General features: G+C 60.4%; 21 protein-coding genes and 1 tRNA gene. 13 read left to right on the top strand and 9 right to left on the bottom strand.

Annotated features, from left to right (window positions below; all coding sequences use genetic code 11):
• Positions 1 to 46 precede the first annotated feature (46 nt).
• Positions 47 to 122 (top strand) — tRNA-Lys (locus Q9Q95_RS06990).
• Positions 123 to 411: 289 nt separating this feature from the next.
• On the opposite strand, the gene Q9Q95_RS06995 is transcribed toward Q9Q95_RS06990, so the two are convergent.
• Complete coding sequence (locus Q9Q95_RS06995; protein WP_306095355.1) at positions 412 to 861, bottom strand: type II 3-dehydroquinate dehydratase; 450 nt, start codon at positions 859 to 861, stop codon at positions 412 to 414.
• Between the two features lie 166 nt (positions 862 to 1027).
• On the opposite strand from Q9Q95_RS06995, the gene Q9Q95_RS07000 reads away from it, so the two are divergent.
• The 8 genes from Q9Q95_RS07000 to Q9Q95_RS07035 all read left to right on the top strand — a co-directional run bounded on the left by Q9Q95_RS07000 (position 1028) and on the right by Q9Q95_RS07035 (position 10747).
• Positions 1028 to 2284, top strand: coding sequence for a hypothetical protein (locus Q9Q95_RS07000; protein WP_306095357.1), 1257 nt, complete (start codon positions 1028 to 1030; stop codon positions 2282 to 2284).
• Between the two features lie 258 nt (positions 2285 to 2542).
• Positions 2543 to 4048: an alkaline phosphatase family protein gene (locus Q9Q95_RS07005; protein WP_306095359.1), complete on the top strand. Its 1506-nt coding sequence runs from the start codon at positions 2543 to 2545 to the stop codon at positions 4046 to 4048.
• A complete protein-coding gene (locus Q9Q95_RS07010) occupies positions 4049 to 5791 on the top strand; it encodes a B12-binding domain-containing radical SAM protein (protein WP_306095361.1) in 1743 nt (580 codons plus the stop codon).
• Positions 5791 to 6861, top strand: coding sequence for a radical SAM protein (locus Q9Q95_RS07015; RefSeq protein WP_306095583.1), 1071 nt, complete (start codon positions 5791 to 5793; stop codon positions 6859 to 6861). The genes Q9Q95_RS07010 and Q9Q95_RS07015 overlap by 1 nt, the downstream gene beginning before the upstream one ends.
• Positions 6858 to 9032: an AMP-binding protein gene (locus Q9Q95_RS07020; protein WP_306095363.1), complete on the top strand. Its 2175-nt coding sequence runs from the start codon at positions 6858 to 6860 to the stop codon at positions 9030 to 9032. Before Q9Q95_RS07015 ends, Q9Q95_RS07020 begins: the two co-directional genes overlap by 4 nt.
• Positions 9033 to 9039: 7 nt before the next feature.
• On the top strand, positions 9040 to 9321 hold the full coding sequence (locus tag Q9Q95_RS07025) for a hypothetical protein (RefSeq protein ID WP_306095366.1): 282 nt from the start codon (positions 9040 to 9042) through the stop codon (positions 9319 to 9321).
• Entirely contained in the window at positions 9321 to 10040 is a 720-nt protein-coding gene (locus Q9Q95_RS07030; RefSeq protein WP_306095369.1) for an SDR family NAD(P)-dependent oxidoreductase, read from the top strand. Before Q9Q95_RS07025 ends, Q9Q95_RS07030 begins: the two co-directional genes overlap by 1 nt.
• Entirely contained in the window at positions 10037 to 10747 is a 711-nt protein-coding gene (locus Q9Q95_RS07035; RefSeq protein WP_306095370.1) for a PIG-L deacetylase family protein, read from the top strand. The genes Q9Q95_RS07030 and Q9Q95_RS07035 overlap by 4 nt, the downstream gene beginning before the upstream one ends.
• On the opposite strand, the gene Q9Q95_RS07040 is transcribed toward Q9Q95_RS07035, so the two are convergent.
• Positions 10714 to 11580: a glycosyltransferase family 2 protein gene (locus Q9Q95_RS07040; protein WP_306095372.1), complete on the bottom strand. Its 867-nt coding sequence runs from the start codon at positions 11578 to 11580 to the stop codon at positions 10714 to 10716. The two genes, Q9Q95_RS07035 and Q9Q95_RS07040, sit on opposite strands and share 34 nt — an antisense overlap.
• Positions 11581 to 11644: 64 nt before the next feature.
• On the opposite strand from Q9Q95_RS07040, the gene Q9Q95_RS07045 reads away from it, so the two are divergent.
• The 4 genes from Q9Q95_RS07045 to Q9Q95_RS21200 are packed head-to-tail and all read left to right on the top strand — an operon-like array spanning position 11645 to position 14634.
• Positions 11645 to 12301, top strand: coding sequence for a hypothetical protein (locus Q9Q95_RS07045; protein ID WP_306095373.1), 657 nt, complete (start codon positions 11645 to 11647; stop codon positions 12299 to 12301).
• Positions 12225 to 13256, top strand: a complete 1032-nt coding sequence (locus Q9Q95_RS07050; RefSeq protein ID WP_306095374.1) for a methyltransferase — start codon at positions 12225 to 12227, stop codon at positions 13254 to 13256. The genes Q9Q95_RS07045 and Q9Q95_RS07050 overlap by 77 nt, the downstream gene beginning before the upstream one ends.
• A 53-nt stretch (positions 13257 to 13309) precedes the next feature.
• Positions 13310 to 13810: a hypothetical protein gene (locus Q9Q95_RS07055; RefSeq protein WP_306095375.1), complete on the top strand. Its 501-nt coding sequence runs from the start codon at positions 13310 to 13312 to the stop codon at positions 13808 to 13810.
• Entirely contained in the window at positions 13807 to 14634 is an 828-nt protein-coding gene (locus tag Q9Q95_RS21200) for an ROK family protein (protein WP_371876704.1), read from the top strand. Before Q9Q95_RS07055 ends, Q9Q95_RS21200 begins: the two co-directional genes overlap by 4 nt.
• Here the strand turns inward: Q9Q95_RS21200 and Q9Q95_RS07065 are convergent.
• From Q9Q95_RS07065 to Q9Q95_RS07095, 7 genes are all read right to left on the bottom strand, one after another.
• Positions 14609 to 16477 (bottom strand): GMC family oxidoreductase, encoded by a 1869-nt coding sequence (locus Q9Q95_RS07065; RefSeq protein ID WP_306095585.1) that lies wholly within the window; start codon positions 16475 to 16477, stop codon positions 14609 to 14611. The two genes, Q9Q95_RS21200 and Q9Q95_RS07065, sit on opposite strands and share 26 nt — an antisense overlap.
• A gap of 2 nt (positions 16478 to 16479) precedes the next feature.
• Positions 16480 to 16956, bottom strand: a complete 477-nt coding sequence (locus tag Q9Q95_RS07070; protein WP_306095377.1) for a hypothetical protein — start codon at positions 16954 to 16956, stop codon at positions 16480 to 16482.
• Positions 16953 to 18281: an FAD-binding oxidoreductase gene (locus Q9Q95_RS07075; RefSeq protein WP_306095378.1), complete on the bottom strand. Its 1329-nt coding sequence runs from the start codon at positions 18279 to 18281 to the stop codon at positions 16953 to 16955. Before Q9Q95_RS07075 ends, Q9Q95_RS07070 begins: the two co-directional genes overlap by 4 nt.
• Positions 18282 to 18399: 118 nt before the next feature.
• Positions 18400 to 18792 carry a VOC family protein gene (locus Q9Q95_RS07080; protein ID WP_306095380.1) on the bottom strand — a complete coding sequence of 131 codons (393 nt, stop codon included), beginning with the start codon at positions 18790 to 18792 and terminating at the stop codon, positions 18400 to 18402.
• Positions 18785 to 20002 (bottom strand): DegT/DnrJ/EryC1/StrS aminotransferase family protein, encoded by a 1218-nt coding sequence (locus Q9Q95_RS07085; protein ID WP_306095382.1) that lies wholly within the window; start codon positions 20000 to 20002, stop codon positions 18785 to 18787. Before Q9Q95_RS07085 ends, Q9Q95_RS07080 begins: the two co-directional genes overlap by 8 nt.
• A 17-nt stretch (positions 20003 to 20019) precedes the next feature.
• Positions 20020 to 21084, bottom strand: coding sequence for a Gfo/Idh/MocA family protein (locus Q9Q95_RS07090; RefSeq protein WP_306095383.1), 1065 nt, complete (start codon positions 21082 to 21084; stop codon positions 20020 to 20022).
• Positions 21085 to 21091: 7 nt separating this feature from the next.
• Positions 21092 to 21361 (bottom strand): hypothetical protein, encoded by a 270-nt coding sequence (locus Q9Q95_RS07095; protein ID WP_371876705.1) that lies wholly within the window; start codon positions 21359 to 21361, stop codon positions 21092 to 21094.
• Positions 21362 to 21408 lie beyond the last annotated feature (47 nt).

The raw sequence follows: 21408 nt of genomic DNA on the forward strand, positions 1-21408 counted from the left end.
CAAACGCGGCGGCGCACTCACCAAGAGCGCCGGAAACGCCCGGAATGGACGCATAGCTCAGTTGGTAGAGCAGCTGACTCTTAATCAGCGGGTCCTTGGTTCGAGCCCAAGTGCGTCCACCATTCTTTCTACTAGCATCTCGACATCTCACGCTGTCCGGTGACGCGCGCGACTGCGCGGGGATGCGGGTGATTTTGCACCATCGGCTTCAGCAGTTTTCTGCGCCTTACCGCCTGCGCGCCCTGCCGAAGAGCGATGATGTCATGATCGGCGCCTTTGCGAGCACCCGGTCCCTGTCCGCGATCGCCTCGTCGATGCGGCCGAGGCGAGTCTGCGACTGTCGATGCAGCCGGCGCCTTCAGGCTGGCGCCTGGCGTTCGATAGCACCCCGCACCCGGGACAGGCGCGATCCTAGCCGGCGCGCTCGCGCAGCCATGCGATGTGACGGACCGCCAGTGGATACCCGTTGATGCCAAGACCCGTGATGATGCCTGTCGCCACCTGGGTGATGATGGACTTCGATCGCCACTCGGCCTCACGCTGATAGATGTTCGAAATGTGGACTTCAACGACCGGGCTATCAACGAGCCTCAGCGCGTCCAGAATCGAATAGCCGCAATAAGTGAACGCCGCCGGGTTGATGACGATCCCGGCCGCACCTCGACGCGCAGCCTGAATCCAGTCGACCATCTCATGTTCGGCATTGGTTTGGCGAAAAACCAGTTGATAGTTAAGCAGTTCCGTCTCGACCCGGCATAGCTCTTCGACACTGCGCAACGAGTCATGCCCGTAAATTGCCGGCTCCCGCTCGCCAAGCAGATTGAGGTTTGGTCCGTTCAATACATGGATCGTATCAGTCACGTCACCTATTCCTTCTACCTGTTCGGACAGCGACGTTTTTAGTACGTGTCTTATGTGTTACCTTATACTTTCTACTCAGATACCAAGCAACCCGACCGTGCCCCGCCGCTTACGATTCATCGTAAGCATCGAGAAAAAAGCATCTATCTTTTACGGAGATTTTGCCATGATCGAGAGCGGAAAAACAAAGGACGAGATCAACGACCGGGAAGATGCCGACAGCGGTCAGCGGCCTTTCAGCGACACCTTCGCGCCTGACATACCCGAACTTACCCAGCCGGTCATGCAGGCATGGATGCAACATGAGATCGGCGAAACCCTGCCGGTCATCCCGAGCGTAATCGTCCCCGATATTGCAGCCACCCCGGTCGACGTCGAAATATCTTCGAGGTTGCTAAAGTCCTACGCCGCAAGCTCGAGGGAACTGAAGAACCATCCTTTGGCCGCACCCGACCTGTGGTCGTCCATCTGCAAGCTTCAGCAACATTTCTTCTCGCTTCTGGAGCAAGGAAATCCAGAAGCTCTCGCCGGCTATCTCTGCAACATGGCCCGGCACGACGCCACGATTGGCATTACGCAGGGGATACAGGAGCATGACCTGATCGCGTCGAATTCGGACTACGCCTATTTCAGGCGGCTGTTGATAAAGGACAAGTTGATCTCGTTTGCTGAGGCGGTGGGCGCGATCAGATATGAGTGTCCCGAGCAAGGCCCCTGGGGTGAGCATCTCCACAGCGACCTCGACAATTTGCTCCAGACGCTGGAAGCACATGTGGGGATTTCATTGACACCGCCACCGATTGATGGAGGCTTGCTAAAGATACCCGCAGGAGAAGGTTTATTCCATGATCGAGACCTGCATGCGCAGTTCGCGGCATGGAGCATGCGCGCCCTGGTCGGACCGGGCGCCGCCGTTTGCGAAATCGGCGGCGGAGTCGGACGATGCGCCTATTGGGCACAGCAATTTGGGCTCGGTCAATTCACTCTTATCGACCTGCCCCACATCAACGTCCTTCAGGGCTACTATCTGCTGAAATCGCTTCCATGGAACCATGTTCAACTTTTTGGCGAGACCGACGGAAATGCAAGGGTCAGGATCTGGCCGAATGCTGCCAAAGATCAAGTCTCGACAGAGGAAGTCGAAATAGTATTCAATCAGGACGGCCTGCCGGAATTTCACCCTACCGTCGCCCTGGACTATATCGCCTGGAGCAGGCGCATCTCGCGCAAATGGCTGTATAGCATCAATCAGGAATCCGCTGCCGCATACGCGCAGGAATTTTGCGCGCCTGCCGGGGAAGGTGACACCAAACAGAATGTCGTGGGCACGCTGGTCGCGCAGAGCGATGGTTTTCAGCGCACCATGCGCGCCCCCTATTGGTTGCGGAAGGGATATGCCTCCGAACTGTTCCGGGTGACGTGATCGTTTGGATCGCGGCCCAAGCCGAGAGCGGCAGCATTGAACCATTCGACCAACGGCATTCGATACGATCTGAATACGGATCTCAAACCGCTGGTATATACAGATAAAACCCAAGAAATCATAATAGCGATATCATCGCCTTCCCGCGGATTTGCCGGGTTCAGATGAACATGCGAAGTTCCGCCTAGGTCGAATCTCCGGCTGTGTTGCGTGCGTCTATGCAATGAGCTATGATTTGTCCGTAGTCGGGAGGGTGTCGTGAATGCACTCAAACTATGTTTTATTGGGATAGATGGCGCTCCGTTTCCACTTATCATGGAGATGGCTCAATCGGGGCAACTTCCCAACATTACAAAGCTTTGCGAGCGAGGATCGGTTGGCCCGCTTGCGTCGACCATTCCTCCGCATACGGCACCTGGCTGGACTTCGATGTTTACCGGCGTTTCGCCTGGCAGCCATGGCATCTTCCAATTCTGGAAACTCCAGTCGAACAGCTATCGGCACGACATCGCAGGGTCGGCGGACTGGTGCTACGAGCCGATATGGCAAACGCTCGGCAAAGCGGGAATTGCCTGCGGGGTCTTCAATGTCCCGATGACCCATCCTCCCGAACCGCTCCCTGACGGCTGGATGGTGTCCTGGCCGCTCGCACCGACGCTTCACTACACCGCCCCCCCATCGTTGTTGCAGGAGCTACGGGACGCAGGACATCGGCCGAACACCGACTTCATGATGATGTGGGCGGGCCTTGAAGAATATCCGGCTGCGGCATTGGCTGGAATCGGCGAGCGGCTCGAGATGACTCGCTATTTGCTCGGTCGACATCCGGTCGATGCCCTTTTTCTGGTGCTCACCGAGTTCGACAGAATTGCCCATTACCACACGACCCCCGCCGGCTTTGGAGAACCGGCCAGGGCGGCGCTGCGCGAAATGGATCGGGCGATCGCAACCCTGATTGCGGAATGCCCCGATGACTGCACGATCATCTTCGCATCCGACCATGGTTTCGGGCCGTGCCTCGGCGACGTGAGCATCAACGCCTTGTTGCGCGAAGCCGGACTCATCCATCAGACACGGCCGCTGGCCTCCGAACGGCTGGAGCGTGGACTCGACGGTATTGCGCGCGAAGATCATGCCATCGGCTGGTCATGGAGCGAGGACGCCCAAGGATCCGTGGTCGATTGGAAACGCACGCATGCCTATATGCCGGTGCCCGGATGCTATGGGATCAATCTAAATCGCAAGGGCCGACAGCGCGAGGGCGTGATTGAATCTGCCGACATACCGCATGTCGAGCGCGATCTTTCCGATTTGCTGCGGACAGTACGCGATCCCCGGGGTCGGCCCATTTTCGACCTCATCCCTGCCCGCGACGTCTATTCGGGACTGCAGGCGGGCGCCGCCACCGATTATTTGCTCATCCCGTCCGACTGGGGCTGGATGGCCAGTTGCGCACTGGAGGGAGCCGTGATGGCTGCGCCTCAGCAGCCTGGCGTCCACCGAAGAGAGGGGTTCGCAATGGTCAGGTCTCCGTTCACGCGCACGGAGATCGGGGGGGCGGCGCAAATAACCGCCGTCTATTCCACTATCCTGGCAGCGTTGGGCGTACCCCCCGCATTCGAAACCGAATGCGAGCCGCTCTGCGGCATCCCGCCGGCCGGGCGGCCGTCCGAAAGTCGCCAGACTTTTGCGGCGAGGGCGACATCCGACATCGCGTATCAGGCACTGGCAGAGCGCCATCTGCATGCGCTGGGGTACCTCTAGATGATCGGCGCATCGACGCTGCCCGAGGTCGAATTGGGCGGCGCGCGCCCGTTCCGCGTATATCTGCCCGTCCTGCTTTCGGGCGACCTCGTGCAGAGTGCGGAACATCTGGGTCCAGCCTATCTGGCCGCCGTGCTGCGCAACGCCGGCGCCGAGGTGCGAATTCGGACGCTTCCCGGAATCCATCCCGCACACTGGCACGAAGATATCCTGAAATTCGCCCCCGACCTGGTCGGACTGAGCCTGACAATGGTCGCCAATGCCGATGCGCAGGCCTTTGGAGCGATGCTGCGCCAATCGCTGCCGAATACACCGATCGTCGGAGGCGGACCGCTGGCAACGCACCTCGGCGAGGCGCTGCTGCGCACTCCGGGCTGGGATTTCTTTGACGGACTGGTGCGCGGTGAGGGCGAGGCCCCAATTCTGATGCTTGCCGATGCGCTGAAGCACGGACACGAACTTTCGACGGTTGGCTCCCTGGTGTATCGCAGCGACGATCGAGTAATTGCCAATCCCGTCACCTTGGGCGTCGGCAATCTCGACCTGCTCCCTCCCCCGGCGCGCGACCAATTCCTGGAATCGGGCAATGCCCTGCCCTATCTCAGAATCAGCACCAGCCGAGGGTGCACATCGCACTGCACTTTCTGCAACGCGCCGCACGTGCGCAATCGAGTGGGATCAGCCACGAAGCCGTGGCGTGGCGCAAGTCCCGGCAAGATCGTCGACGAGATCGAAGATCTGGTGCGCCGTTACGGAGTCAACACATTCGATTTCGTGGATTCGACGTTTGAAGACCCGGGGGGCGGCAAGATCGGTAAAGCCCGGATCGCGGCGATAGCCGAAGGCCTGCTCGATCGCGGGATCTCCATCTATTACAATGCCTGCATGCAAGCGGCCAACTGGAATGAGGGCGATCGCGATCTGCTCAACTTGCTATGGCGCTCGGGGCTCGAGAAAGTGCTGGTCGGGATCGAATCGGGCTCGGATCTGGGGCTCGCACGCTGGCAAAAGAAATCCACCGTTGCCGACAACGTCCGGATCATCCGTCTCTTGCGGGAGGCGAACGTCTATGTCGCATTTGGATTTATCGCCTTCCACCCGTGGATAACCTTGGAAGAATATGAATCCAACATTCTCTTTCTCAGAGACAGTTTCGGACATAATCTGCGTAGATTCACGACGAGACTGGAACTATATCCCGGTTCGGAAGTGATCGGCCAGCTTCAACAGGACGGCCTGCTCGACCAAAGTTACACTGAAAATCTCAACATCTATGGATACCGCTGGGTTGATGAACGGCTCGAGCGCATCGCCAACACGCTCAACGGTCTCTATGGAACGGAATATGCCGAAACCGGCAAGATAGACCGAGAACCGGCCGTCTTCCGATTTGAGACATTCGACATTACTACGCACAACTTTTCCTCACGGTTGGCGCGAGCGCTGCAAGATCACCGAACCGGCAGCGCAATATTGCGCGAGTTCGACGTGGAAACGGAAGAAATTCGCAAAGAATTGGCGGATTTCAATTTCGCGCTCATCAGTGACATTATCGAGTCTACACGCGCCGGTCATCTCGACACCGCCGCGGTTCACGCGCGCGCCCCGGAGATCGAAACAGTCTTTTCCCAAGCCATGGCACGCATCGAGCGACTGAAATTGATAGCTGGAATGAATCTACGCCGCGCCGGGATAGATACGCGCAACATCCTGTTCAAGACATCGGTCGCAGAGGTGGCGTGATGCGCCTGTTATGCAACGATCTGGTCATCAAGGAAGAGAGTTGCAATCTCAGCTGCAATTATTGTCTGACCGGCCAGAGCAATCTCAAGGCGTCGCACGGCGACCATCTGATTTTCGACCCGCCCCGACGTGAATCGCTCAACGATCCGGGTCTCATCGCCCGACTGCTGACCATCCTGGACCGTTTCGACGCACTCTACGAGCCCGCGATGCTGAAGATCACAGGCGGAGAAGTTTTTCTTATTCCTGAAATCACAACTTTCATCGATGAATGCGCAAAGCGCTACAAGCGACTGCTCGTACAAACAAATGGGGTCGTTGCGAGCGACCGTCAGATCGCCAGCATGGCGCGTCACGACAACATCGTCATCCAGGTTTCTCTCGACAGCCATCTGCACCATGGCAATTCCTATCGAGTCCGGGATGCGGGGCAACATGGCAAGGTGCTGGAGCGCATCGAACGCTTCTTCGTCAGCCCGCTCCCGATAGAGGTTTATTGCGTCATCAATGACAGGAGCATCGAAACGCTGCTTCAATTCGCACATTATCTCGCAGACCGAGAGCACCCCCCGCAACTGACGCCCTTTCCGGTGCGCGGCCCCGATGCTCAAATGTACGCGCCACGGCCTGAGCAACTCGGCCATTTGCGCGCATTCGCGACCGGCGTTGCGGCGCTTCCGGAAGTCGCGCCACCAAGAGCATATCTCGATCGACTGGTCAGCTTCTATGCGGCAGGCCAAAGAACGTTCGCCTGCCATCTGCCTAAACTGGTGGCGTCCACGTTCGACGACGGCATGCTCACGCCTTGTCCGAACATCTGGTTTTCCGATGCCGGCAATCTGACACAGGCCGGCTGGCACGAAGCCGGGACACGCATGGAACGATCCGGGATACGGAAGGCGCTTCTCGAAAAATCGCCGAGGCTGTCGGCGTGCAAGGGATGCCTCACGCCGTGGGACACCTTGAGCATGTACATGGATGGTGAGCTTGGCCTCGACCAACTGTGCCGTTCCCACGCCTATCGCGGCCTCGAGGGCGAAGTTGAACGGTTCAAGGCGGACACGCGGTGATCCGCGAACCCGGTTTAACCGGCCGACGGCTCACCGTCGGCGATGTCGCGACGCGATTGGACCCGGAACAATTTGCGGATGCGATCGAGCGGGAACGGGCATGCGAGCTGCCAAATGAACACCGCGGAAAACTGATTGCCGTGCCGTTGCGGAATGCTGCCGCGGATTTCGCTCGTTATCTCGCAGCGCTGAGCGATGGACTGGTGCCGCTGGTCCTCCCTTCGAATTGCCAACCGGCCATCCGCGACGCCTTGCTGGACAGGGCCGCCAAACAGCTGGGGGCAAGCGGGAGCGTCGGCCCATTTCCATGCACTTCGCGTGAACCGGGGATTGTCTTGCCGAGCTCGGGATCGACCGGAGAACGCAAAACGATATTTCGGTCGCTGGCCAGTCTGCACGCGGAGGGTCGTCGTTATCGCAGCCTCTGGGGGATGCTGACCGACAAGAAGGTCCTGATCATGGCGCCGCTGCATCATGCCTACGCGCTGGGCGTAGCGCATGGCTGCCTGGCCGCGGGCGCAGACATCCAGTTGTGCGAGCCGAACCAGCTCGACGCGGCGCTCGAGGCCTTGCGATCGTGCGAGCATGCCGCACTAACCCCCGCAATCGCCCGATTGCTGATCCTGCGCGCGCGATCACAAGGCTGGCGGGGAGCTTTGACTTGCACGGTCATGGCAGGTGCCGGACAGGTCGATGCGCAACTCGACGCCGATTTCGAGGCGCACTTTGGCATCCGGCTCGCGCGCAATTATGGTTCGGCTGAAACCGGAGCCATTCTGTTTGGCGAGGCGGGGCTGGCGCCGCTGGCGGCGGGGAGACCGATGGATGGGGTCCAGCTCCGGATCGACTCCGCCGCACAGGGAAGGCTTTCCGCCAAGGTTGCAGGCAACGAACCGGCCGACTGGCATGCCATGGGCGACATCGCGCGGGTCGACGGCAATGGGTGTTACTTCATCCTCGGCCGGGAGAATTTCGCGATCAGGCGCGGCGAACGCTTTGTTCCCCATGTCGAGATCGAGCAATTTGCCGCGTCACGCCTCGACCTGACTGCCGCCCGCTGCCGCAGCGAGCGGCGACAGGATCGTCCCGGAAACTTCGCACTCGACGTCTGGCCCTATGATCGGACAAGCTTCGATCCCGCGCGCTTCCGGGCTGATCTGGCGCAGCATTTCGCGGCGGAGGATCTGCCCGACAGGATCGTACCGCGCGTCGTTCCACCTGTCACGACAAGCGGCAAACTGGCGCAGGTTCGACGATATCGACAGGCGAGCCCCGACGTGCTGCGTGAGCACATCTTCGCCTATAAGCGCGCGCACCTGGCGTTCGCCCTTTCCGCGTTGGGCGTGTTCGACGCCTTGGCCGAAGGCGACCTGGACCATGCGGCAACCCGCTGCGGCGTCGACGTGGGGCAGCTTGAATATGCCCTCCTGCTCGCCGAGCGCTATGGCATTGTGGAGCAGGGCGCCCCGACGAACGAGAATGCCGACGAAATACGGGCGATGACGGAACTCGAGGCAGAGCTTTCGCTCGGGTACAACGCCGTTGCCGCGATCATCGAAAGTTTGCGCCATGGGCCCGTCGCCGTTGGCGGCGACTGCGCATTTGTCGGGCGATACAGTGCAGTTATGACGGGACGCGGCCTCCAGACCCGAGCGCGCATGGTGCTGCGCGCCATGTCCGCAAGGCCCGCACCGGATCGCGTGGTCGAAGTTGGATCGTTCGACCCTGTCTATCTACAGAATCTCCCATCGAACTGGCAGTCCGCCGAGCGCCTGTTTATGCCGCTCGCGTCGCCGGACGCGAGGGTGACGACGGGCGCAAGGGAGATCCGAACGCTCCGACGCGCCGATGCATGGCCGGGCCCGGTGCCTGTGGTGATTTTCACACGTAGCCTGCATTGGCCGGGCGCCGGTCAAATACTCCATCAAGCGCTCGACGATTTGGTCGCCGGGGCAGGCAGCATCATCATCGACGACATTTTTCTCGACTCGTCGGCATCCGCCCCCGATTTCGGCCTGGACTGGCTGACACATGCGGGCACGACGTTCTGGTCTAGAGATATTTTATTCGAATTCGTTCAAAAACGCGGAGCAAACATCGAAAAAATAGCAGTTCCGGATTTTAAATTTCGAAACACAAATGATAGTCATGTCTTTTCTATCACGAGGTGATCCTGCCATGACAGACGCCCATCAATCCATTCAAAGGCGCGAGAAAATCAAGCTGATCATTCGCGATTCTCTGCGTCGCAGCGAATTGACCGACGAACAACTCGAAGCCGCAGATCTGATCGGCAGCCTGGGAATCACGTCGGTCGATGCACTCGAGATTCTGATCGGCGTCGAGGCCGAATTCGACCTTCATATTCCAGACGAAGATCTGGATCGAAAACTGATCGATTCGCTCGATTCGCTTGACAGCTATGTGCAATCTGCACAGGCGGCCAATCAAGCGACCTGATGACCCGGACCTGTCTCCTCGCGGGAGCAACCGGAAGGGTTGGAACGGCCCTCGTCGAAGCATTGGGCGACCAATTCGGTCGAATAGTCGGTACGTATCGCAGCAATGCCGCGGCGGCCGCGGCACTCGAGCGTCGCTTCACCTATCTCGAGACGCTGCAATGCGATATCTCCGACCCCGTACAGACCGACAGGCTGATCGCGCATTTCCGTAGCGTCGCGATTGGCGAGCTGGCTTTGGTCAACTGCACCGGCTCAACCCTGCGCAAGTCCGCCCTGGTGACGGGTCGGGACGAGCTGGCGCAAATATTCCTCGAAAACAGCGTCGCTCAGATTGATCTCGCCCGACGCTTCCTGCGCCTGATCCTGCCCGCGCGGAAAGGCAGGATCGTGCTCGTGGGATCACGTGCCGGACACGCAGGTGCGCCAGGGCAAGCCGGCTATGCCGCATCGAAGGCCGCGCTGGCCGGTTGGCTCAAATCAGTCGTCGGCGAATTGCCTGCAAGCGAAATCACGATCAATCTCGTCGCTCCTGGTGCGATCGATGATGATTCCGGGCTTTATTCCGACGAAGATCGTGCGGCAGCGATATCGCGCATCGGCCTCAAGCGGTTCGCGCGACCCGACGAAGTCGCTGGTGCCATCCGCTTTCTGCTCTCCCCGGAAGCGTCCTACGTTCATGGCACAGTGCTCGAGGTTGACGGCGGGGCAAGGTTTTGACCGGTGCAACGACGCGCCCCGAGCCGACAAGGGCCGAGAGATGGGTCTTCGTCTCACCCCATGCGGACGATGCGATATGGTCGGTCGGTGGAATTATCGCATGCTGTTCAGCGATGCGCGAAACAACCCTCGTAACGATTTTCGCTCCCCCGCCCGATTGCCGGGCCACGCGTGAAGCCGAGGATCGGGCGGCAGCTGGCGTGCTGGGTTGCCGATTGGTTTCGTTAGGATTGCCAGAAGCGCGGTCACGCAGGAACGAGACCGGAAACCTCTATAGATCGTCCCTCGCCCTGCGCCGCAAGCCGTTGGCGAATGATCCGGCGGCGGCGGCGGTCGGAAGTGCTGTCGCGGAAGTCTTTCCGGGAGCGTCCGCCATATTCGTTCCGCTCGCGACGCATTCCCATGTCGATCATGTGATCGTGCGAGATGCCGTGCTGGCTTGCGCCGAACCGTCAATTGCGATCATGGCCTATCCAGAATTTCCCTATCATCGGCACAAGACAGAATCTCTATCACAGAACCCCGCGCTACCCTGCGATCCAGTGGCCTGGCTGGCAGCTGCCACGCTCTATTCAACGGAGGCGATTGCCATGTTCGGCACGCGGGAACGATTCGAGCACGCGCTACGGGACTTCATCTCGGAACGCACCTGCGACAGGAGCGGCAACTGCGCTCAATCGATCATTCCACTTCGGCCCGCCTTGTAGGCGGCGATCGACCCGTTCGGGCCCAGCAAGCGTTCGAGCAAGAGCACGTCAGGATCGCCGGAAAGCTCGGCGAATAGCGCCAGGGAAGCGCGATGATCCGACCAGCGGCTCGGCTGGGGGTGGGACAAGTGATAGGCGGGCGCGGCACGCACATAGTCGATCGCGACGCCCGCACGAAGGCAGCGATGGCTGAATTCAAGATCTTCGCAGCCCCAACGCCGACCAAATTGTTCATCCTGGCCGCCAAGCTGTGACCAGACGGCGCGCGGGATTGCGAAATTGGCGCCAGAACTCGCCAGCCAGGCGGGCATGTCCTCGTCGCCCGAAAGCTCGCGACATTCGACGGCAGTCTCCAATAAGGATCGCATGGTCCGATAGCCGCTCGGGTCAAACCCTTCTCGGGCCAGCCTGCCCGGATCCAATGCCGGAAACCCCCTGCCGCCGCGGCAAAGGGTGGCCACCGTTGGAGTCGCGATCAATTCGACGATCTTGCCGCGGCGCAACGCCGGCCGGACATCTGGATCGCCGCAAAGCCGGATCAGCCAATCACGTTCGACCAACATGTCGCCATCAAGAAATGCGATCCAGCTCGCCGTGCCCTGGCTCGCGCCGAAGTTCCGCGCCGCCGACCGCCCCTTCATTGGTCCCTGCACGATCCGCGCCCGGACCGCGCCGGGCATGTGCCTGGCATATCGGATACAATGATCGTCGTGCGTATCGACGACAATGATCATCTGCATCTCGGGCGATTGCACGCTATTCGACACAAGGGCAGCAAAACATACCTGCAATCGCGCCAAGTCACCACTTGTAATGACGACAACATCGATCATAATAACGATGCGCCATACCGCATCTTGCTACAGCGGCGGTTAACCAGCTGGTAGAGATACGACATTGGATTTCCTACCTCTCGCCATGACGATATTTGGAACAGATGCTTGTGTGGCTGGCGTTGGCGACCAAGGCAAGTGGGTTCGTCCAGTTCCTATCCGCCCAGAGCAGGTAGAGGGAACGGATCCGGACTTCCGGTACGACCGCTATACAGATGTAGAGCTTGGTCCCGCGCCATCCGGCGGACAGGCCGAAGACCGGACGTTACTCAAAATCTCCAAAACGACCCGGTCCATCAATCCGAAGATGCGATTGCAATTGCTTGACGAGTCGATGGATCCCAGCGTCGCTGCAGCATTGTCCCCCGGCAGGAGCCTCGGCCTGGTGTCCGCACGCAATTGCCGGCTCGAAGCGCGACGACATACCGGCGGGCGAAAGTATCTACGAATTTGTTTCATGGATGCAGCCGGCGAAACGTACGACTGGATCTGCGCCGAGCTGACTCTCAACCGCAACTGGCGGAAAGCGATGCGCGAAGATGAATCCGGATGGCTCGATCGGGTGGGACGCGTTCTGTCGGATCTAGACCTGGTCCATGCCGTTGCCCTTGGCGATCGCAACGATCGCTTTCCCGGACGTTACGATGGCCGTCATCCCCTCTGCGTTGGCATTCATGCCCGCGACCTTGCTGGTGACGCACTCGATGCGCTTCTCCGATAGACCAGACGTACTGAGCTGGATGCTGGCGGGTCGGGTCGCCGATGCTGTCGCGGCGCTCGCGCAAACCGGATGCCTCGAAGCGCTACGGGACTGGATTACGGACGATTGCCTGGCGCGATCCCATAAACTCGACCCCGCAGGACTGGCGACATTGTTGCATCTGCTCGTCAAGGCCGGTTTCGTCGACCGGCAAGGGGAGCAATACCGGTGGTCGGAGCAAGCGCTTTCCTCTCTCGATTTCATCGCGATCGAACTGCGGCTAAGGCAATTGTTCGCGGCGGGTGGCGGACTCACCGCAGGGCTGAGAGGGCGGTTGTACGATCCGCTGGATACGCTGGACGATCCGAACTTTATTGCAGCCTATGCTGCGACCATGCAGGTGAACGCTCGGCCGCTGGCGCTGGCGATCAGGCGCATATTCGGACCGCTCGGCAACGCCGCCATCCTCGATCTGGGAGGTGCCGATGGCGCGATGATTCACGAACTGTCAAAGTCGAACCCACATGCGAATGCGACCGTCGTGGACCGCGCTGTCATGAGAAAGCCCTTTGAGCGGCTGCATTCACCCAGCGGGGCGTCGAGCCGATGCAGCTTCGTAGCAGCAGATATCAAAGTCCCTGAATCCTATCGTGCGTTGATCGCCGGGAGCAGGATCATCGTGCTTTCGAATGTTGCCCATTTGATCGGTCTCGCATCCGTTTCACGGATCATGCGGGAGATTCGCGCATGCGCTCCTCAAGATTGTCGAGTCGTAATCTATGATATGTTCGTCACCGAGGAAGGGCCGGTGGGATTTGCGGATCTCGCCGCGATCGACTGGGTGGCGGGGGGGCACGGTTTCGTCCGGACAGTGACCGAGGTCGCCGGAATGATCGCGGAGCTGGGCTTCTCGGTCCGAAGCGTGCACCCGGTCCCGCTGTTGCCCGGCAGCATGATCATCGCGTCCGCACCATGACAGGAAACGATCAAATCGTCGTCGTATCCGGTCTGCCGCGATCGGGCACCTCAATGATCATGCAGATGCTCGTCGCGGGGGGTATGCCTGTGCTGGCCAGCACCGACCGGCAGCCCGACGCGATGAACCCGCGCGGCTATTTCGAATATGCACCTGTGCGAACGATCGCACATGATCAAGATTTTCTCTCGCTGGCGCGGGGGAAGGCTATCAAGATCGTTGTGCCGCTGATCGCCCTTATCGAGCCCAGCCTGCCCTACAAGCTCATTATGATGAGGCGCAGGATAGCGGATGTGGCCGCTTCACAGGCAGCGATGCTGCGCCATGGCGGCCACGCAGTGCCCGATGGCATGGAGCCATTGCTTGCCTGGCAGCTCAAGTCCACCATCGAAACTCTCGGCCACATCCCTCAGATCGATCTGGATTATGAGCTTGTGATCGCCGATCCAGAACGCAGCGCAAAGGCGATCGCCGCATTCGTCGGACGAGACCTGGATGTCGAGGCCATGGCGCGGACCGTCGATAGGTCGCTCGCTCATCACTATCCGCGATGACCGGTAGAGCGAGATATCTCGCCCTGGACATCGGCGGGACCTGGACACGCGCAGCCCTCCTCCGCGAGCGGAGCATCCGTTTCATCCGTTTGGCGACGGCAGAACCGCAAACAACCATGCGAGATTTGCTCGCATTCGCAACATGCGGCGGCAGAATGCCCGACCGCGTCAGCTTGGCCCGGGCTTTCGATATCGATGGTGGTGGCCTGTGCGCGGATTGGCCCAGCCGGCCAGATTGGCAAGGCTTCGATATCGGTCGCGCATTAGCCGGATTGCAGATGGGTGCGCTTGCCCCGCTCCACTGCGACGATGGTCGTGCCGCGGCGATGGCGGAGGCCAGAGTCGCCGGCACCGACGACGCACTTGCCGCCGTTCAGTTCGGTACGGGGCTGGCGATCGGCATCAGCATCCGCGCCGAGCCTATGTTCCTCGGCGATGGCTCCCTTGTGCTGGCGCATTCTCCGGTTCCGGCTTCCAACGCGTTGTGCCGCTGCGGGCGGCGTGGATGCCTCCAGCTTTACTTGGCGCCCGCCGCCGGCGAGCCGGACCGTGACCGCTTCTGCCAGGCTCTCGATCTGCTCGTTGACCGATTGCGGCAGCATGCGGATTGCAGTGCGATCGTTTTCGGTGGGGGGCGCCTCGCACAAGTGCGGCCGTTGATCGAGCACTGGGGTCGCGGAGCCCCGCGCATCGAGTGGCGGTGGTCGAACATAGCGGATTGCGCGCCGTTGCTCGGTGCCGTCGCAGCCCTGAACCCTCGACTGCGCGGAGAAGATCTGATGCGCGTCTCGCGAACCTTCAGGCACGATCCCCCATCCGGATAGGCCGTTCCGACCTGCACTCCTTGATGACGTGGTCAGCGGTACGCAGGCAAAGTGCGGCGAGCGTCAGGCTGGGATTGGCTGTTCCGAACGTCGGAAACGACCCGCTTCCGACGATGTAGAGATTGCGATGATCCCAGCTGCGCTGCCAGCTATCGACCACCGAGTTGCGCCCGCTGCCGCCCATGCGGAAGGTTCCTCCGATATGGCCGGCGCCGAAGTAACGAACCTTGCGGGGGCGACCCTCGACATCCGGGCTGATATCGATCGCCGCGGGATGAGTGGATCGCATATCGGTATGGTCGCTTGCGCCCAATTGAGCATGGATCCGCGCGGAAATGTCAGCAGCGTGCGAAAATCCCGCGCGGGTATAATCGCACAAGTCGTAGGTGATTTTTGGTCTTGGCAGCCCAAGACCATCCAATTCCTGGGCCAGAGTGACCCGGTTCGATTCTTGCGGAGACTGCTCCAACTCGAAACTCAGATGAAACTGACGGCTAAGCAGGTTGGCGAGTCGCCGGGTCAGGGCAGCGCCTCCCAGCGCCTCGCAGCCTGAATTCAATCCGGAATTGTTAGTGCCGCGAATAAAATCGAGTGTCGTCGTGTCTGGATCGCCAAGCGGGAAATTCCACCCTACGTTACCGATCTCGATGCGAAACGCACTGCGCTTTTCGCGAAAAGCGCCGTCGCGAAAAATCTCGATCCCGGATGTCGCAAGCGGCCCCCTATAGGCGCCGACCGGTTCGGGCATCAAACCCCAGCTCACAAGGATCGGATGATCCATCAGGTTGCGGCCGAGCTGTCCGGACGAATTGGCAAGCCCGGCCTCGGGATTACTCCCTCCGCGAGACATCATCAAAAGCCTGACAGATTCGATCGCGTTGGCTGCAACGATAAACCGGCGCGCCCGGATCTGCCTGCGCGCGTTGCCGACGTCGCTCGTCGCCGAGGTATCGCTACGGATCAAGGTCACTTTTTCAATTAGCCCGCCATCACCCATGTCCAGGCGAGAGGCCACCCAGCCGCTGGCCAGAGTCACATTGCCGGTTTTCTGCGCGGCGCGCAGCGTGGCGAGCGGCGAAAAACGAGCGCCGCTCGGGCACAGCGGAATACAGCTGGTGCTGCCCTCGCATGCAGGCTTTCCCGGTATCCCGCGGGAGCGTCGCGCCGATGGAGTACCCCGTATCGTGACATCGACCCCGTCCAACTGCAGTCCATCTATTCTGCGTCTGACTTCCTCGTCGAACCAACTGGGCGCCAGCGGCGGCTGTGGATAGGCGTAATCCTGGCTGAAGTTGATACCGAAATAGGTTTGCTCTGCAGCGTCACCCGACACTGAAAGCGCTGCTTCCGCAGCGTCGTACCATGGCGACAGCGTCTCGTAGTCGATTGGCCAATCTGTAAATTGGCCAAAGCGTTCTCGCATCCGGAAATCGCTAGGCAGCATGCGCAGGGCGATTCCCATCCAACTGCGCGCGGTACCGCCGACCAGACGCTCATAGCCACTCGCAAACGGCAACGGCCCATTCTGAACATAATAGCTCTGGCGCGGATCCCGCCAGCGCTCTCGATCGAGGCTTAGCACGACCGGCCGGCCCGCGGCCTCGCTCGAGGGATCGCGCAGGCCTTGGCCCGGACCATAAATTTCAGGAGAAAAGGGAGCGCTGGGAATCTTGATGGAAGCGGCGTGGTAGGCATCTACGTCGTCGGTCGCGTCCGCGCCGGCTTCGACAACCAGCGTTCGGATGCCACACTCCCCCAAACGCCCCGCGATCAGCGTGCCGGACAAACCCGACCCAATGATCACGATATCGTAATATTCGTTCTCGACCGCAGAGTCCGACATGGTCACACCATGTTCCGCGGGGGCAAGGCCCAGGAATTGGGGCCGCCCTGCGGAACGCCCATAGGCGTTGCCCCGATCAGGTGCCAAACCAGCGATTGTCGATAGGCCTCCGCCCCCATGACGCCGGCCTGGACCGATCCTGTGCAATCTTCGGTTTCGAACGGCAGATATCTGCCCAGCAGCCAAGCCGCCATGATCGTCTGCGCGACCGACCTCGCCGCGCAGCCTAGCGTTGCAAGCACTTCCGCCGCGTCGACCTTTCTTGCGGCGTGAAACCTGTCCTGAAGCTCTTGTAGCGGCGCTCCGCGCCCATCAGCGAGCAAACGCCGCAACAAGGTTTCGGCGAGCTCCCTGCGATTCGCAAACATCGTCGAACTGCTCTCGGGGAATCCCAGCAACCAAGCCGAAAGCGGGAGCAGACTCTGTCCAGCCTCTTCGAAATCCGACTGCATTTCGCGTGATTCCGATCCAATTTTCATAAATTGAACCCGTCAATAGATTGCGCGAAATTAAACACGTTGAACGGATCACGATCCTTTTTAATACTTCTTAATCTATTCGCATTTTTTCCGTAGTAATCCTGCTCCCAATCTTTAAGTTCCGGATCTGCATAATTGACGTATGCTCCGGAAATATATGATCCAAGTCCATCAAACAACGCATCGACCCATTTTTTCACCGCAATCTGTTGATCACCCGTCTGCCACGGCGCCTTCATTTCCAGAAGGTAATCGGCCGAACGATGAACGAACGCGGATTCATCCGGGCGAATGCTGGCAATCCGGCCGCCCGCATGAGTCCAGATTATGATCGCATCCGAGTTCGGGGCACTCGCCATCGACTTCGCAAGCACCTCGCCCATCCTCGGCCATGCAGCGCCGAACTGAACGAAGCCCGATCGAACCAGGGCAGGCTTGCCGCCCAACTTCGTCCGCTCCCCTAACGTGTCTGCAAAGCGATGCATGGTGGATCGCTGGACATCGACGATGACCCCGCCAAGGGTGAGCAATGGCTCTAGTCGTGCGACGATTTCTTCTGGCGGACAATCGCCGACGCACGTGAGCTGCACCCGCTGTCCGGATCCAGTCGCTCCCGCAGCGAACCACCTTCCATAGGCAGCGATGTCGGTGCTCAGCGAGGCGGCCCATGCGTGATAGCGTTCGAGCATTGGCGCAATCGCGCCGTCAGAAAAGACGCATTCGACGAACGCCAGTTCCGCGTGATCGGGGCGTACCGTGGCGAGTTCAAACTCGGTTACGACGCCGAAGTTGCCGCCGCCGCCGCCTCGGCACGCCCAAAACAGGTCCGGATTGCTGTCTTGCGAAGCAACTACCGCCGATCCATCCGCCAAGACCATTTTCATGGCGCGCACATGGTCGCAGCCAAGGCCAAACTTCCGCGACAGGAAGCTATACCCCCCGCCAAGCAGGAATCCGGCGACCCCGACATCGGCGCACGCCCCCCCGATGAGCGCCAAGGCTTCATCGAAAGCAGCAAGGGCGGCATATGCATCGAGCCAACGGACGCCGGCCTCGACCATGACGCTGTCCCCCGTCGGCGAGATCGCGATGCGGTCAAGGCGATGCATGTCGATCGTCACGCCGCCTTCGACGAGGCAGAATCCCGCTGCGCCATGGCCGCCACCCTTGATCGAAACGGGCCAGCCATGCTCGGTGGCAATGGAGACGGCCAGGGCAACGTCGCGGACGCAGCGCGGCGAAACCACGATCGCCGGCAACGCGACGCGCGCGCCGTTCTCGATCGCGACGCGACGATCAAAGCCCGACTGACCACGCGCCAGCAAGTCCCCGCTGAAGCCTCGCGACCTCGCTGACTTCGCAAATCCCGAAGCAACGGCATCATATATGGCAGTCGACAAAGGCCGCTCCCCTCACACTTTCGACGCAAGCGTTGGGTCGGGCCTACTCGTCAAAGCCCTTGTTGACTTCGACGAGCAAGCCTTGCGGATCCCGGAACTGGGCTGCACGCACCCCCCAGGCGGCGCGATCTGTCGGTGCGACGACAGGGGTCGCATGCGTAGCGAGCTCGGCGCTTTCCTCGTCAACTGTGCCGTCGGCTTTGAATATCAGCATGAAATCATCTGCCGGGTCGGACTCACCTCCCTCGTCCTTGAGCACATCCAGCATCATGTCCTTCTGAAAGATTGAAAGGCTTACCTCTCCTTCTTCTCCGAATTCGGCATAAGGACCATTTTCGTCGCCGTACAAAACGGGCAATTTCATCCTCTCGCTGTAGAAGCGATAGCTCGCTGGATAGTCTTCTACGAGCAGCCGGATCGATCTCAATCTAGACATGAACCATCTCCTTGTTCTTCGTAGGAACGAAGTTGCCGAGCGACCTTGAAACCTCTGTTGCCAGCTTTTCCAGTACTGCCTCGTCGGCCAGCAGGACGGAGTGGTGGAACCACAACACCCGCTTTCCTGCCGCTTCGGACACTGGAGTCGTTAGCGAACGGTAGTCCGGAAATTTGAAATCTGACCGCAATGCCGCAAATCGCAGCTGGGCCGGCTCGAACATCCTGGTATGATGAACCGGGGGGAAGCACTTGAAGGCGGGGATGCCCTGCCTGCGCAATTGCATCGACAAGTCGGCGGTATCAATACAGCCCGGCTCGTCGGCGTCGACCCAGGCCATGGCCATATAATGGCTGTGCAGCGTGGTATCGGGCTTCGATTTCAGCGGTCGCAAGCGCGGGTTTCGGGCCAGCAGGCCATCGAACACCGGCGCGCGCTTTTCACGGAGCGCCAATTGGCCCGGCAATCTCGCAAGCTGCGCCCTGAGCACGGCAGCCACCAACTCAGGCGCGCGCCAGTTGCCGGCTATTTCGAGGTGGCGATAGTCGGTATCGCCACGCGGTCGTCCGCAGGAATGCAAAGCGAAGCTTCGCTCGGCGAGATCGTCGCGGTTGGTGACCACCGCGCCGCCTTCGCCCGCAGTCATCAGCTTGCCATTCTGGAAACTGAAAATGGCCACATCGCCAAATCCGCCCAGTGGACTGCCGCGCCACCGCGCGCCATGCGCATGCGCCGCATCCTCGATTACGAACAGGCCATGTCGGCGGGCGATTGCCATAATGGCGTCCATTTCGCAGCCTTGCCCGGCCATATGCACAGGGATCACCGCTCGCGCTCTCGGCGTACACTTTCGCTCGAGATCCTCAGGATCGATGCACAATGTTTCGGCTTCGACATCGACCGGGATCGGACATGCGCCCATTCGCAGCACCGCGGAAGCCGTTGCGATGAACGTGCACGCCGGAACCAGAACTTCGTCTCCCGGGGAAATATCGCCCAGTTGCAAGGCGATCTCCAGCGCGCCGGATCCGCTTGAGGTCAACCTTGCATGGCGAAGGCCAAGGAATTTGGCGAACTCGGCCTCGAACAGGTCGCACTCGCTGCCAGATCCCCGCCACCAGGTCCGGCTGGCCAGAACACGCTGCACCGCCTCCGCTTCTTCTGGCCCATGGATCGGCCAGGCTGGAACTCCAAGCGCATTCGTCTGCATGGCGGCGTCCCTCCTACTCACACCTGACAGCATTCGGCAGAAAGCGTCGCCTGCTCACAGAAGGCGGCGACGAACGCGGCCTGGCGACGAAATCGGTCGCTATCCGCCCCGATAGTCACCTGCTCGAACGCGCCGAGCAATTTGGCGAACGCCATGACATGTTCATCTGGGCAGACAGGAAATCTAGCCGCGCGCACGAAATTTCCGGATCGGTCGAGGTGCCTGGTGTGCGCATGGTTCAAAGCATGGTCGTTCGAGCAACCGATCAATCCATCGAACTCGATTTGCCCGTTACTGCCGAAGGCGCGGATCGTGGTCCGATCGCCCGGCTCGAGACTTTGCCAGGAAACTGCGATACGGACCGTCACGCCTGCCTGCACGAACTCAAGCTGGGCTGCCGATGGAACCTCGCTTGGAATCGATTTGCTGACCCCGTGCCAACCAGCGGTACTGACCACCGCCGAACGCTCCCACTTCGCGGATACCAGTTCGACGAAGTCCTGCGGATAGCCAAGCAGGGCACCCGCGATGTCAACCAAATGTACGCCCAGATCAGGAAATACGCCCGTCCAGCCGCCTGCATCAGCATGATGCCAGTTCTTGGCCGGAGCGCCTGATCGGCGGTGCCACGCGAGCTCGATCCTGTCGATGACCCCAATTTCGCCGGCATGGCGCAGCAACCAGGCGATGTCGCGGCGGCGGCAGGTTGGATCCGCTGCCATCACCCCCACCCCCGCCTGCCCCGCCGCCTCCGCCAGGATCATGGCCTGGGCCACCTGGATACAGGCAGGCTTTTCGATCAGAACGGGTCGGCCGGCGGCAATCGCCTCGCGTGCCTGATCGAAATGCAGTGCGTTGGGCGTCGCAATCAACAGGGCGTCACATGCCCCGAGAAGGCTGGCGAGGTCATCTGCCGGCCATCCCCCGATCTGGCGGCAGGCCTGCCCGACTCTGCCCTTGTCAGTATCGAACAAGGGGCCCGCCCTGAAGCGCGCCGCCGCCCCGGCGAGATGCGGCGCGTAGCAATTCTGCGTCACCCAACCGCAGCCTGCTATCCCAAGGATGGGTCTGGCGTCCGGCATAGGAACACTAGTTCTTACGGCGACGCTTGGGCTTCAACGGCTGCGCCTGGCAAAAAGCGATGCTGGCGGCGAGCATTTTCTCCAGCCGTTCACGCCCTGGACCATAGGATTCCTCAGGCAGGACGGTGTAGCTCTTGCTGGGAGGATCATCGGGATCATAGCGCAGCGGATAGCCCCGCGCCTCCCCAAGCAGAGCTGCCCTGTCGGACTCGGGCAATTTGAGGGCAATTCCCGCATTCGACAGCGACGCGAAAGGCCGCCCCATGGTATAGGCCATATACCCTCCGAACATCGCCCGAAAGGAAACTTCTTCCGAAATCCCCT

Source organism: Sphingomonas sp. DG1-23, assembly GCF_030730875.1.
In the GTDB taxonomy this organism is placed as follows: domain Bacteria; phylum Pseudomonadota; class Alphaproteobacteria; order Sphingomonadales; family Sphingomonadaceae; genus Sphingomonas.

Coding starts and splice junctions, on each gene's coding strand:
- Q9Q95_RS07065 (WP_306095585.1), bottom strand. CDS start 16,477: ATGTCGGACTCTGCGGTCGAGAACGAATATTACGATATCGTGATCATT.
- Q9Q95_RS07090 (WP_306095383.1), bottom strand. CDS start 21,084: ATGCCGGACGCCAGACCCATCCTTGGGATAGCAGGCTGCGGTTGGGTG.
- Q9Q95_RS07080 (WP_306095380.1), bottom strand. CDS start 18,792: ATGTCTAGATTGAGATCGATCCGGCTGCTCGTAGAAGACTATCCAGCG.
- Q9Q95_RS07015 (WP_306095583.1), top strand. CDS start 5,791: ATGCGCCTGTTATGCAACGATCTGGTCATCAAGGAAGAGAGTTGCAAT.
- Q9Q95_RS07000 (WP_306095357.1), top strand. CDS start 1,028: ATGATCGAGAGCGGAAAAACAAAGGACGAGATCAACGACCGGGAAGAT.
- Q9Q95_RS07025 (WP_306095366.1), top strand. CDS start 9,040: ATGACAGACGCCCATCAATCCATTCAAAGGCGCGAGAAAATCAAGCTG.
- Q9Q95_RS07055 (WP_306095375.1), top strand. CDS start 13,310: ATGATCATGCAGATGCTCGTCGCGGGGGGTATGCCTGTGCTGGCCAGC.
- Q9Q95_RS07010 (WP_306095361.1), top strand. CDS start 4,049: ATGATCGGCGCATCGACGCTGCCCGAGGTCGAATTGGGCGGCGCGCGC.
- Q9Q95_RS07070 (WP_306095377.1), bottom strand. CDS start 16,956: ATGAAAATTGGATCGGAATCACGCGAAATGCAGTCGGATTTCGAAGAG.
- Q9Q95_RS21200 (WP_371876704.1), top strand. CDS start 13,807: ATGACCGGTAGAGCGAGATATCTCGCCCTGGACATCGGCGGGACCTGG.
- Q9Q95_RS07040 (WP_306095372.1), bottom strand. CDS start 11,580: ATGATCGATGTTGTCGTCATTACAAGTGGTGACTTGGCGCGATTGCAG.
- Q9Q95_RS07050 (WP_306095374.1), top strand. CDS start 12,225: ATGGCCGTCATCCCCTCTGCGTTGGCATTCATGCCCGCGACCTTGCTG.
- Q9Q95_RS07095 (WP_371876705.1), bottom strand. CDS start 21,361: ATGGCCTATACCATGGGGCGGCCTTTCGCGTCGCTGTCGAATGCGGGA.
- Q9Q95_RS07085 (WP_306095382.1), bottom strand. CDS start 20,002: ATGCAGACGAATGCGCTTGGAGTTCCAGCCTGGCCGATCCATGGGCCA.
- Q9Q95_RS07030 (WP_306095369.1), top strand. CDS start 9,321: ATGACCCGGACCTGTCTCCTCGCGGGAGCAACCGGAAGGGTTGGAACG.